Annotated in this window: 11 protein-coding genes; 8 read left to right on the top strand and 3 right to left on the bottom strand. The window is 54.3% G+C overall.

Features of this window, described 5'->3' with window-relative positions:
• The first annotated feature begins 38 nt into the window (after positions 1 to 38).
• From feoA to QNN88_RS19065, 4 genes are all read left to right on the top strand, one after another.
• Positions 39 to 266: a ferrous iron transporter A gene (gene feoA, locus QNN88_RS19080; RefSeq protein WP_042998427.1), complete on the top strand. Its 228-nt coding sequence runs from the start codon at positions 39 to 41 to the stop codon at positions 264 to 266.
• A gap of 18 nt (positions 267 to 284) precedes the next feature.
• Positions 285 to 2,606 (top strand): Fe(2+) transporter permease subunit FeoB, encoded by a 2,322-nt coding sequence (feoB, locus tag QNN88_RS19075; protein WP_414241594.1) that lies wholly within the window; start codon positions 285 to 287, stop codon positions 2,604 to 2,606.
• A gap of 8 nt (positions 2,607 to 2,614) precedes the next feature.
• Positions 2,615 to 2,851, top strand: a complete 237-nt coding sequence (feoC, locus tag QNN88_RS19070; RefSeq protein WP_414241593.1) for a [Fe-S]-dependent transcriptional repressor FeoC — start codon at positions 2,615 to 2,617, stop codon at positions 2,849 to 2,851.
• A gap of 188 nt (positions 2,852 to 3,039) precedes the next feature.
• On the top strand, positions 3,040 to 4,002 hold the full coding sequence (locus tag QNN88_RS19065) for an Rpn family recombination-promoting nuclease/putative transposase (protein ID WP_414241592.1): 963 nt from the start codon (positions 3,040 to 3,042) through the stop codon (positions 4,000 to 4,002).
• Positions 4,003 to 4,050: 48 nt separating this feature from the next.
• Here the strand turns inward: QNN88_RS19065 and bioH are convergent, their stop codons facing one another.
• Positions 4,051 to 4,821, bottom strand: a complete 771-nt coding sequence (bioH, locus tag QNN88_RS19060) for a pimeloyl-ACP methyl ester esterase BioH (RefSeq protein ID WP_414241591.1) — start codon at positions 4,819 to 4,821, stop codon at positions 4,051 to 4,053.
• A 36-nt stretch (positions 4,822 to 4,857) separates the two neighbouring features.
• Here bioH and gntX point away from each other — a divergent pair, with 36 nt between their 5' ends.
• The 3 genes from gntX (at position 4,858) to gntT (ending at position 7,826) form a co-directional block, all read left to right on the top strand.
• Complete coding sequence (gene gntX / locus QNN88_RS19055) at positions 4,858 to 5,541, top strand: DNA utilization protein GntX (RefSeq protein WP_414241590.1); 684 nt, start codon at positions 4,858 to 4,860, stop codon at positions 5,539 to 5,541.
• Between the two features lie 58 nt (positions 5,542 to 5,599).
• Positions 5,600 to 6,175, top strand: a complete 576-nt coding sequence (nfuA, locus tag QNN88_RS19050; RefSeq protein WP_046491516.1) for a Fe-S biogenesis protein NfuA — start codon at positions 5,600 to 5,602, stop codon at positions 6,173 to 6,175.
• Positions 6,176 to 6,509: 334 nt separating this feature from the next.
• Entirely contained in the window at positions 6,510 to 7,826 is a 1,317-nt protein-coding gene (gene gntT, locus QNN88_RS19045) for a gluconate transporter (protein ID WP_414241589.1), read from the top strand.
• 39 nt (positions 7,827 to 7,865) lie between these two features.
• Here the strand turns inward: gntT and malQ are convergent, their stop codons facing one another.
• Positions 7,866 to 9,953, bottom strand: a complete 2,088-nt coding sequence (malQ, locus tag QNN88_RS19040) for a 4-alpha-glucanotransferase (RefSeq protein WP_414241588.1) — start codon at positions 9,951 to 9,953, stop codon at positions 7,866 to 7,868.
• A gap of 9 nt (positions 9,954 to 9,962) precedes the next feature.
• Positions 9,963 to 12,356: a maltodextrin phosphorylase gene (gene malP, locus QNN88_RS19035; RefSeq protein ID WP_414241587.1), complete on the bottom strand. Its 2,394-nt coding sequence runs from the start codon at positions 12,354 to 12,356 to the stop codon at positions 9,963 to 9,965.
• A 374-nt stretch (positions 12,357 to 12,730) separates the two neighbouring features.
• Here malP and QNN88_RS19030 point away from each other — a divergent pair, with 374 nt between their 5' ends.
• Positions 12,731 to 13,210, top strand: coding sequence for an Hcp family type VI secretion system effector (locus QNN88_RS19030; RefSeq protein ID WP_414241586.1), 480 nt, complete (start codon positions 12,731 to 12,733; stop codon positions 13,208 to 13,210).

Below are 13,210 nucleotides of genomic sequence, written 5' to 3'. Positions count from 1 at the left end.
AGGTAAACATCCAGTTAGCGAGAAACAAGTAGGTTCTTATGCAATTTGCTCCAGATACTGCGTGGAAAATCACCGGCTTTTCCCGAGAAATAAGTCCTGCATACCGTCAGAAACTGCTTTCCCTCGGCATGCTTCCGGGTTCCTCATTTAACGTGGTGCGCGTCGCCCCCCTGGGCGATCCTGTTCATATTGAGACGCGTCGTGTCAGCCTGGTATTGCGTAAAAAAGACCTGGCGTTATTAGAAGTGGAAGCGGTTTCCTGTTAATACAGTGAGTCTATAACAATGAAAAAATTAACCATTGGTTTAATTGGTAATCCAAATTCCGGCAAGACAACGTTATTTAACCAACTGACCGGCGCCCGTCAGCGCGTCGGCAACTGGGCTGGTGTCACCGTTGAACGTAAAGAGGGGCAATTCGCGACCACGGACCATCAGGTCACGCTGGTCGATCTGCCCGGCACCTATTCGCTTACCACCATCTCTTCACAAACCTCTCTGGATGAGCAGATCGCCTGCCACTATATTCTGAGCGGCGACGCCGATTTGTTAATTAACGTGGTGGATGCTTCAAACCTTGAGCGTAACCTCTATCTGACACTGCAACTGCTTGAGCTGGGCATTCCCTGCATTGTCGCCCTTAACATGCTCGACATTGCGGAAAAACAGAAAATCCGCATTGATATCGACTCCCTTTCAGCCCGTCTTGGTTGCCCGGTCGTCCCGCTGGTTTCCACCCGTGGACGCGGTATCGAAGCGCTGAAGCTGGCGATTGACCGCCACAGCAAAAATGAAAACGTCGAACTGGTACACTACGCCCAGCCGTTGCTACGTGAGGCCAATAAACTGGCGGGCGCCATGGCAAAAGAGATGCCTGCGCAACAGCGTCGTTGGCTCGGTCTGCAAATGCTGGAAGGAGACATCTACAGCCGGGCTTATGCTGGTGACGCCGCGGCGCAACTGGATATTTCTCTGGCGCATCTGAGCGACGAGATGGACGACCCGGCGCTGCATATTGCCGATGCGCGTTATCAGTGCATTGCGGCGATTTGCGATGTGGTAAGCAACACGCTGACCGCAGAACCCAGCCGCTTTACGACGGCTGTGGACAAAATCATTCTCAACCGTTTTCTGGGCCTGCCGATCTTCCTGTTTGTGATGTACCTGATGTTCCTGCTCGCCATTAACATCGGCGGCGCGCTGACCCCGATATTTGACGCCGGCTCTGTGGCGATCTTTATTCACGGTATCCAGTGGATCGGTTATACCCTTCACTTCCCGGACTGGCTGACTATCTTCCTCGCCCAGGGGCTTGGCGGCGGGATTAACACCGTTCTGCCGCTGGTTCCGCAGATCGGCATGATGTACCTGTTCCTCTCGTTCCTCGAAGACTCCGGCTACATGGCGCGGGCCGCGTTTGTGATGGACCGTCTGATGCAGGCGCTTGGACTGCCGGGCAAATCGTTCGTCCCGCTGATTGTCGGCTTTGGCTGCAACGTGCCATCGGTGATGGGGGCCCGCACCCTGGATGCGCCCCGCGAGCGTCTGATGACCATCATGATGGCACCGTTCATGTCCTGTGGGGCGCGACTGGCGATTTTCGCCGTGTTTGCCGCGGCTTTCTTCGGGCAGAACGGCGCGCTGGCGGTGTTCTCTCTGTACGTACTGGGTATTGTGATGGCGGTACTCACCGGTCTGATGCTCAAACACACCATCATGCGTGGCGAAGCCTCACCGTTTGTAATGGAACTTCCGGTTTACCACGTTCCGCATATCAAAAGTCTGATCATCCAGACCTGGCAGCGCCTGAAAGGATTTGTCCTGCGCGCCGGTAAAGTGATTGTCATTGTCAGCATATTCCTGAGTGCATTTAACAGTTTTTCGCTGAGTGGCAAGATTGTCGATAACATCAACGATTCAGCGCTGGCCTCCGTCAGCCGCGTGATTACCCCAGTCTTCAAACCGATTGGCGTTCACGAAGACAACTGGCAGGCCACGGTCGGGTTGTTCACGGGCGCAATGGCAAAAGAAGTGGTAGTGGGTACGCTCAACACGCTCTATACCGCAGAAAATATTCAGGACGAGGAATTTAATCCGGCTGAATTTCATCTTAGCGATGAATTGCTGAGCGCACTGGATGAAACCTGGCAGAGCCTGAAAGACACCTTCAGCCTGAGCGTACTGGCGAACCCGATCGAAGCCAGTAAAGGCGATGGCGAAATGGCGACCGGCGCGATGGGCGTAATGGGTGAGAAATTTGGCAGCGCGGCAGCAGCCTACAGCTACCTGATTTTCGTCCTGCTGTACGTGCCGTGTATCTCGGTAATGGGGGCAATTGCCCGTGAGTCCAGCCGCGGATGGATGGGCTTCTCCATTTTGTGGGGGCTGAACATTGCCTACTCACTGTCGACCGTATTCTACCAGGTTGCCAGCTACAGTGAGCACCCGCGTTACAGTCTGGTCTGCATACTGGCGGTGATTCTGTTTAACGTTGTGGTTCTGGGGCTGTTGCGCCGGGCGCGCAGCCGGGTGAATGTCAATCTGCTGGCAACACGGAAAAAAGCCAGCGACTGCTGTGCCAGCACCACCACCGGCGATTGTCACTAGGTATTACGATGGCTTCACTCATTCAGGTTCGTGATTTACTGGCCCTACAGGGGCGTATGGAGGCAGAACAAATCAGCCGGACATTGCATACGCCGCAGCCGATGATTGACGCCATGCTCAATCAACTGGAGACGATGGGGAAAGCCGTGCGGATTCAGGAAGAGCCCGACGGCTGCCTCTCCGGCAGCTGTAAAAGTTGTCCGGAAGGCAAAGCCTGCCTGCGTGAATGGTGGGCTTTACGTTAGATGGATACCGGATGGTGGGATAAACGCCGCCATCCGGTATTTTGCGTGCCCGGTTCCACAACACAAAATCACTTTCTGCAAGGGCACGATTTCCTCCAGCCCTCTTCGCACCGTTAACAACAGGGAGATGCTTTCCCGCCGCTTGCCCGCTAGAGTCACGCTATCTTTTATTCCGGTGAGGGATCGCCATGAGTACAGCCTCCAGCGCGACACCGCATGATGCCATTTTCAAAACATTTTTGAGCCACCCGGCCACCGCGCAGGATTTTCTTCTACTCCACCTTCCTGCCTCCTTACGTGCGCTTTGCGACCTGCAAACGCTGAAACTGGAACCGACAAGTTTTATTGAGGAGGAGTTGCGTGCGTACTATTGCGATGTGCTGTGGTCACTGAAAACCCGCGAAGGAGAGGGATACATCTACGTTGTCATAGAACATCAGAGCACCGCCGATCCGCATATGGCGTTTCGTCTCATGCGCTACGCGATTGCAGCAATGCAACGACATCTGGATGCCGGCCACCTGACACTGCCCCTGGTAATACCCATGCTGTTTTATCACGGTACGGTCAGCCCCTACCCTTTCTCGCTCTGCTGGCTGGACGAATTTGACAACCCGGAAGCCGCACGACGACTGTATGGCGCAGCGTTGCCACTGGTGGATATTACCGTCATTCCCGATGACGAGATTATGCAGCACCGCCGCATGGCACTCCTCGAACTGGTGCAAAAACATATCCGCAAGCGGGATCTACTGGGGTTAGTGGAAAAACTGGCGACCCTGCTTATTACAGGGCACGCTAATGACAACCAACTAAAAGCCCTGTTTAATTATCTGTTGCAGGCGGGCGACACCGATCGCTTTCGCGATTTTATTCATGGCATGGCCGACCGATTACCTGAACACAAGGAGAGATTGATGACTATCGCCGAAAGATTACGTCAGGAAGGGCATCACCGTGGTCTTCAGGAAGGCCACATCAGTGGATTACAGGAAGGACTGGAAAGGGGAATGGAAAAGGGTTTGCAGCAGGGTAAACGTGAGGAAGCACTGCGCATCGCAGCCAGCATGCAGGCTGACGGTATTGACCGCCAGACCATTCTCAGAATCACCGGGATTACCGCCGATGACATCATCGCGCGGAACCATTAATCTCCGGCCCGGAAGGTTCTTTTCCCTTCCCGGGCGCTTCTTTTCGCCTTACAGCCTTTGTTTCAGCGCCACCAGCGTCTGACAGAATTCATCAGGATGCGAAATAAACGGGGCATGCGCTGCCCTGGCAAAGATTAGCGATTCGCTCGCAGGCCATAGTTCATCAAGCAGCGGCACCACCTTGCGGGGAACCAGACCATCCAGATAGCCGTACAGACGCAGGAACGGCACCGTCAACGCTCTCAAAGGCTCTCGCAGATCAACCGTCTTGAGGATCTCCAGCCCCCCGTTAAGCACATCAACGGGCGGCATCGGCAGCGCCAGCACGGTCTTCTTCAACGCGCGGGCATCCTGACGCGCCGTTTCCGTTCCCATCGTTTGCAATGCCAGAAAGCGCTCTACCGTCCGCTGGAAGTCTTCGCTCAGCTGCTGCTGGAATCCCGCCAGAACTTCCGGTTTAATCCCCGGCCAATTTTCACGCGCGCTGAAACAGGGTGATGATGCCACCGTCACCAGTGCCAGAACGCGCTCGGGATGAGTTAATGCCACCTGGCTCGCCACTAGCCCGCCAAGACTCCAGCCGAGCCAGATAGCGTTCTCAGGCGCCAGTTCCAGCACACGCTCCGCCATTTCTCCGAGAGTCATGGCGCCAAAACCCTGGCTACGGCCAAAGCCGGGCAAATCCACCAGATGCAACGTGAAATGCGAGCTCAATTCCTCGCTAATGCAATGCCACACTTCAGCGTTCAGTCCCCATCCGTGCAGCAGCACAAGATGGCAATTTCCCGTTCCACGAGTCTGCCACCAGATGTCATTCATCAGTTACTGTTCTCTTTTACTCACAAGGATGAACCTATGCTAACAGTACCGGGATTATGCTGGCTATGCCGAATGCCGATGGCGCTCAGTCATTGGGGGATCTGTTCTGTCTGCGCACGTGCAGCGCGGCAACGCGAATCGCTGTGCCCCCGTTGCGGTTTACCGTCCGCCCATACCACGCTTCCCTGTGGACGCTGTTTGCAAAAACCGCCGCCCTGGCAGCGACTAATTACGGTCAGCGACTATGCCCCGCCCCTCAGCACGCTCATCCATCAGCTTAAGTTTTCCCGCCGCAGTGAAGTTGCGCTCGCACTCTCACGCATCCTGTTACTGGAGGTGCTTGAGGCTCATCGTCGGACCGGACTTGTCCTGCCAGACCGACTCGTCAGCGTGCCGCTGTGGCAGCGCCGGCACTGGCGCAGAGGGTTTAATCAAAGCGATCTGCTGTGTCGCCCGCTATCCCGCTGGTTACACTGCGCCTGGGACAGCCGCAGCGTCACGCGCATTCGCCCTACCGCGACACAGCACCACCTCAGCGCCAGACTGCGCAAACGCAACCTGAAAAACGCCTTTCATCTTGAATTGCCCGTGAAGGGACTCCATATGGTTGTTGTGGATGATGTCGTTACTACCGGAAGTACCGTCGCGGAGATTGCGCAGCTGCTATTACGCAACGGCGCAGCGACTGTCCAGGTATGGTGCCTGTGTCGAACCTTGTAGAGCCTCGATGATGGGCGTATTATAACCAACTAAAATAGTCAACTATTAGGCCATTACTATGATCCATATTTCCGATGCTGCACAAGCGCACTTTGCCAAACTACTGGCAAATCAGGAAGAAGGGACACAAATCCGTGTATTTGTGATCAATCCCGGTACGCCTAACGCTGAATGTGGCGTTTCTTATTGTCCGCCGGACGCCGTGGAAGCAACCGACACCGCCCTGAAATTTGACCTGCTGACTGCGTATGTTGATGAACTGAGCGCACCGTATCTGGAAGAAGCAGAGATCGATTTCGTCACCGATCAGTTAGGTTCTCAGCTTACGCTGAAAGCGCCGAACGCCAAAATGCGTAAAGTGGCTGACGATGCACCGCTGATGGAGCGCGTCGAATACATGCTGCAATCGCAAATCAACCCGCAGCTTGCCGGTCACGGTGGTCGTGTCTCTTTGATGGAGATAACCGACGAAGGCTACGCCATTCTGCAGTTTGGCGGCGGCTGTAACGGCTGCTCCATGGTCGATGTGACCCTGAAAGAAGGGATCGAGAAGCAGTTGCTGAACGAGTTCCCTGAACTGAAAGGCGTTCGCGACCTGACAGAACACCAGCGCGGCGAACACTCCTACTACTAAAGTACACTGCTCGCGTATGGCCCGATGATGCTTGCACTTGTCGGGCCTGGCAATGGCACACGCCCCACTCTTGCGTCTTCTGCAACATCCACTCCGATAATTTGACCTGCCTCGCATAATTTAAATTTTGCCGGCTGGGGTGATTCTCAATTACCGTATGTTACCCGTATCATTCATATGGGCACCAAACACACACATGTCATCCGACTAAACTAGACAGTTTTAAGGGTAATCCGTCGAGGTGCCGTTACGTCTCTGTTCCCCGTTGGGATAAACGTAATTTGTCGTCAACACACTGACGTTACCCATAACAAATCGAAAGGCCAGGTAAATCATGCCATTAGTCATCGTTGCTATCGGTGTAATCATGTTATTACTCCTGATGATCCGCTTCAAAATGAACGGTTTCATCGCTCTCGTCCTGGTGGCGCTTGCTGTTGGATTGATGCAAGGAATGCCGCTGGATAAAGTTATTGGCTCCATCAAAGCTGGCGTCGGCGGCACCCTGGGAAGCCTCGCCCTGATCATGGGCTTTGGCGCCATGCTGGGTAAAATGCTGGCAGACTGCGGGGGCGCACAGCGTATCGCCACCACGCTGATTGCGAAATTTGGTAAGAAGCACATTCAGTGGGCCGTGGTATTAACCGGTTTCACCGTCGGTTTTGCCCTGTTCTACGAAGTGGGTTTTGTGCTGATGCTGCCGCTGGTCTTTACCATTGCCGCCGCGGCTAACATCCCGCTGCTGTATGTCGGTGTGCCAATGGCAGCCGCGCTCTCCGTGACGCACGGCTTCCTGCCGCCGCACCCGGGCCCAACGGCTATCGCGACCATTTTCCATGCCGATATGGGTAAGACTCTGTTGTTTGGTACGATTCTGGCCATTCCGACCGTTATTCTGGCGGGTCCGGTGTTCGCTCGCTGCCTGAAAGGCATTGATAAGCCGATTCCGGAAGGTCTGTACAGTGCGAAAACCTTTACCGAAGAAGAGATGCCGAGCTTTGGCGTCAGCGTCTGGACCTCACTGGTTCCGGTAGTGCTGATGGCGATGCGAGCCATTGCCGAAATGATCCTGCCGAAAGGTCATGCCTTCCTGCCTGTTGCGGAATTCTTTGGTGACCCGGTGATGGCAACGTTGATTGCCGTGCTGATCGCTCTGTTCACCTTCGGGTTGAACCGTGGCCGTTCGATGGATCAGATTAACGATACGCTGACCTCTTCCATCAAAATTATCGCGATGATGCTGTTAATCATCGGCGGCGGCGGTGCGTTCAAGCAGGTGCTGGTCGACAGCGGCGTAGACAAATACATTGCGTCTATGATGCACGAAACCAACATCTCTCCGCTGCTGATGGCATGGTCTATCGCCGCCGTTCTGCGTATCGCGCTGGGTTCTGCAACCGTTGCCGCTATCACAGCGGGTGGGATTGTCGCACCGTTGATTGCCACCACCGGCGTCAGCCCTGAGCTGATGGTCATTGCCGTTGGTTCCGGTAGCGTTATCTTCTCTCACGTAAACGACCCCGGCTTCTGGCTGTTTAAAGAGTACTTTAACCTGACCATCGGCGAGACCATTAAGTCCTGGTCGATGCTGGAAACCATTATCTCTGTCTGCGGACTGATTGGCTGTCTGCTACTGGGAACGGTGGTTTAACAGAAATAAAGAACCCGCCAGTTGGCGGGTTCTTTATTTTTACTTCTTCTTCGCTGCCGCTTTTCGTCGCTTATCCAGATCCTTAATCAACTTATTCACCCGTTCATCGGCAAACATCGCTTCAAGCGTAGTGGAAAGCTTACGACGCCAGTTTTTGTACTGCGAACTGGTCCCCGGGATGTTGACCGGCTCCGCCATATCCAGCCAGTCCTCAGGCTGTAACCCTAACAGCGCGCTGTTGCTGCCAGCGATATAACGCTGCATCGCGCGATTGAGCGTCGGCGTCATCGCCATCAACGAAGCCTTGTGCCCGGCGCGTTTTGGCAGACAGCCATATTTGTGCAGCGCATCTAACAACTCCTGCTTCGCCAACTCACGGTCCTGATACAGCCCGCGCAACACCACCTCATCAGGGTATAACCCCAGCGCTTTGCCAAGCGTCAGATCGCCGCTGTCCCAATAGCCTTTGAGCGTAGGAAGATCATGCGTCGTCGCGACAGCCATTGATTGTTCCGGATACGCTTTCGGCGCACGGTAGTTCTTCTCATGGTCGTTCTCGAAGTAGAGCACTTTGTAAGAGTACACGCCGCTGCTTCGCAGCTTGCCAACGATCCCCACTGGAACGGTACCCAAATCTTCGCCAATCACCATGCAGTGATGACGCTGGCTTTCCAGCGCCAGAATCGACAGCAGATCGTCGACCGGATAGTGAACATAGGCGCCGTGATCGGCGGTTTCGCCGTAAGGGATCCACCACAGACGCAGCATCGACATGACGTGATCGATGCGCAGCGCGCCGCAGTTTTGCATATTCGCCCGCAGGAGTTCAATAAACGGCTCGTAGCCGCGTGCGGTGATGATATGCGGATCCATCGGCGGCAAGCCCCAGTTCTGTCCGAGCGGGCCGAGGATATCCGGCGGTGCGCCGACGGAAGCTTTCAGGCAATACAGCTCGCGGTCACACCAGGTTTCCGCACCGCCTTCCGCCACGCCTACCGCCAGATCGCGATACAGGCCAATCGGCATGTTAAAACCCTGACTGGTTTCCCAGCAGGCGGCAAACTGGGTGTACGCCAGCCACTGTAACCAGAGATAAAAATCCACTTCATCACGATGTTCGTGACAGAATTTTTCCACCTCCGGCGAATCAACAGACTGGTACGCTTCCGGCCAGGCCGGCCATCCCCAGCGCAGTTCATCCTCTTTCACCTGCCAGGCATGCAGCGCATCAAACGCCGCCTGCCAGTACAGGCTGTCGCCTTCCTGAGCCACGAACGCCCGGAATGCCGTCATCTGCTCATCATCGCGCGCGGCAAACCCTTTCCACGCCATGCGCAGCGCTGTCATCTTCAGCGTGGTTACCGCCGAGTAATCCACCCATTGAGCATCCCGCGCTTGTTGCAGTATTTTCTGCGTATCGGGCATCTGCCACCAGGCCTGTGCTTCTTGACTCAGGCGAAAATCATCGACAGCATTTACGTCAATATAAATGACGTTCAGCCAGCGACGTGAAGAAGGGCTGTACGGGCTGGCGCTCTCCGGGTTTGCCGGATAGAGCGCATGGATCGGGTTAAGACCGATAAATGCGCCTCCCCGTTTTGCAATATCCACCAGCATTGACCGGAGATCGCCGAAATCACCGATTCCCCAGTTATGCTCTGAGCGCAGCGTATAGAGCTGTACGCAGGCACCCCAGAGTTTCTGCCCGGTCAGCAGCGCCTGCGGCTCGTAGCAGCGTTTTGGCGCCACGATGACGCGGCAGTAATGTCGCTGTTCGCCCTGCGTCAGGGTCAACGTGTGATAGCCCAGCGGCAGCTTTGTCGGCAGGTTAAAAGATTTTCCGCCGGTGACGTGCCCCTTAAATTGCTCTCCCTCTTCGGTAGTCAACAGCCAGTTGAATTCTCCGCTGCCTTCTACCGCCAGTGGCATTTTTTTGCCTGCGGTATAGACCATGACATTTGGCACTGGCGTCACCGCCACCGGAGTGGCGGCGGTGGTGCGGTGCATCGCGTCCAACAAACGTCGCTTGGTTTCGGCACCAATTGACTGCGGCTTACCGTGGGCATTGATGTAATTGGGACTGATCCCCGCCGCCAGCGCGGCATTATCAAGACGTTTGCTCACCATCGCGCTTCCTTAGCGTTTTGCCTGCCAGATTCGGGTCTGATAATCGCAAATGGAGCGATCCGAGCTGAACATACCGCAGCGTGCGGAGTTCAGGATCGCCGCACGCGTCCAGGCCTCCTGGTCACGATACAACACATCCACCTGTTTCTGCGCCTCAACGTAGGCCGCAAAGTCCGCCATCACCAGATAGGGGTCGCCCCCTTGCTTGCCGAGACTATGCAGCATCTGATCAAAGGCATGCTTATCGCCGGCGCTGAACTTTCCGCTTTCCAGTTCCTTCAGCACGGCATCGAGCACTTTATCTTTCTTACGCCATTTCAGCGGATCGTAGCCTTTGGCTTTCAGCGTCTTCACCTGTTCCACGGTATGACCAAAGATAAAGATATTCTCGTCACCAACTTTCTCGGCAATTTCCACGTTCGCGCCATCCAGGGTGCCGACCGTCAGTGCGCCGTTGAGCGCCAGCTTCATGTTGCCCGTACCGGAAGCTTCTTTCCCCGCCGTGGAGATCTGCTCAGAGATATCTGCCGCCGGGATCAGCATTTCTGCCGCCGACACGCAGTAATCCGGCAGGAACACGACTTTCAGCTTATCGCCGACGTTCGGGTCATTATTAATGGTTTCCGCCACCTTATTGATGGCAAAAATGATGTTTTTCGCCAGGTAGTAACCCGGTGCCGCCTTCGCGCCGAACAGGAAGACGCGCGGTACGCGATCGGCCTGCGGGTTCTCGCGAATCTCTTTATACAACGCCAGAATATGCAGCAGGTTCAGGTGCTGACGTTTGTATTCGTGCAAACGCTTAATCTGAATATCGAAAATCGCCTGCGGGTTAATTTCAATCCCGGTACGGACCTTCACAAATTCAGCCAGACGCACTTTATTCGCCTGCTTGATATCACGCCAGGTCTTGCGGAATTTGGCATCGTCGGCGTACTTCTCAAGGTTTATCAACTGATCGAGATCGTTCGCCCACTCTTTTTTCAGCGTTTTATCAAACAGCGCAGCCAGCTCCGGGTTGCACTGTTTGATCCAGCGACGCGGCGTGATGCCGTTGGTCACGTTATGGAACTTGTTCGGCCACAGTTGGTGATATTCCGGGAACAGGTCCTTCACCACCAGATCGGAGTGCAGCGCCGCCACACCATTGACCGCAAAGCCGCTGACGACGCACATGTTCGCCATGCGCACCTGCTTGTCGTGAACCACCGCCAGCTTTGCCCAAACCTGCTTGTCGCCAGGCCAGGTTTTATCGACCAGCTTCTTAAAGCGATCGTTAATCTCTTTGATGATCTGCATATGACGCGGCAGCAGCGCTTTCACCAGCTTCTCATCCCAGCACTCCAGCGCTTCTGGCATCAGGGTATGGTTGGTATAAGCGAAGGTTTTGCTGGTGATGGCCCAGGCGTCATCCCAGCTCATTTGATGCTCGTCAAGCAGCACGCGCAACAGTTCCGGAATCGCAATGGTCGGATGGGTATCGTTCAGTTGAATGACTTCGTAATCCGCCAGCTCATGCAGTTTGCGGCCCGCCAGATGATGGCGACGCAGAATATCAGCCACCGAACAGGCACACTGGAAGTATTGCTGCATCAGACGCAGCTTCTTACCCGCCGTGTGGTTGTCGTTCGGGTAAAGCACTTTGGTCAGTTTTTCGGCGTCGATCCCCTGCTGTTCTGCACGCAGGAAATCACCGTCATTAAATTTGGTCAGGTTAAACGGATGAGCGTGAGTGGCCTGCCAAAGACGCAGCGGTTGCGCCACGCCGTTACGGTAGCCCAGCACTGGCAGATCCCACGCCTGCCCGGTAATCACAAAACCGGGTTCCCAGCGGCCATCCTTTGCCACCTTACCGCCAATACCCACCTGCACATCAAGCTGCTCATTATGACGGAACCACGGGTAGCTGCCGCGATGCCAGTCATCCGGCGCTTCCATTTGCTGACCATCGGCAAAGGACTGACGGAACAGACCGTACTGGTAATTCAGACCATAGCCGGTAGCAGACTGGCCGACGGTCGCCATCGAGTCCAGGAAGCATGCCGCGAGGCGGCCCAGCCCGCCGTTACCCAGCGCCGGGTCGATCTCTTCTTCCAGCAGGTCCGTCAGATTAACGTCGTGCGCTTTCAGCGCATCGCTCACCGCCTGATACCAGCCCAGGTTAAGCAGGTTATTCCCCGTCAGACGACCAATCAGGAACTCCATCGAGATGTAGTTCACGTGGCGCTGGTTTTTCGCCGGTTTCGCCACAGGTTGGGCACTGAGAAGTTCCGCCAGCGCGCCGCTCACGGCGTGCCACCATTGGCGCGACGTCATCTCGTGAGCTGACAGTAAACCGAAACGCTGCCACTGACGTGTCAGGGCTGCCTGAAATTGCTCTTGATTGAAGGTAGGCTGTGACATAGGAATTCCGGGTCCTTTGGTAAAAAACAACGTTATCGCTAGTTTGCCAGGCTCAATGTTGACCTTCCTCATCCCACACTTGATTAGGCGGGGAGGAGTAGTGGGGATGAGCGTAAAAGTGTGATCGATGCCACTTTCGCGTACCGCACCCGACTGTTCAGATCACAGTCATACTCTTATTTTAATCCATTTTTATATTTTGCCTGACCCTAATCACAAAATCAGGGATGAAACGATATAACGCGGGTATGAAGCCCCCCTGGTTTCAGGTCCATATAAAAACAAAACCAGTTGAAATGACAATAATACAAGCGCACACTAAATTTATTGCATTTTAATATATTATCACCACTAATAAATTAAAAGGAAATAATATGTCCCATTTATCCTGGCTCACGCTGACAGGAGAGATTCAGGGAGATATATCAGCGCAGTGCGGCTCCCGGAGTTCAATAGGTAATAAATCTCAAACCCGTCATATTGATCAGATAATGATTTACGCACTTGAACACGAAACATCGCGGCAACAAAATGTTTGCCATCATGAATTGCAAATAATTAAGCCCGTAGACCGTTCTTCGCCGTTACTCAGCAAAGCCATCAACGATAACGAAACGCTTGAATGTGAACTCGACCTGTATCGCGTTAATCCAGGAGGTCAACAGGAGATCTACTATAAAATTAAACTATTCAAAGCTCATATTTCTAACATCAAAATAATTGTACCACATAATATTATTGAAAATAGTAACGAAGCACAGGAACGTGTTTGTTTTACATATGAGTCCATTAGTTGGGAACATTGTATGGCGAGCACCAGCGCCTTTAGCTTTTGGAGCGACCGGCTCTTCTGA

Source organism: Citrobacter sp. ANG330 (assembly GCF_047467925.1).
GTDB lineage: Bacteria > Pseudomonadota > Gammaproteobacteria > Enterobacterales > Enterobacteriaceae > Citrobacter_A > Citrobacter_A amalonaticus_G.
Note: the sequence above shows the minus strand (reverse complement) of the source record. Positions and strands in the feature narration are given on the sequence as shown.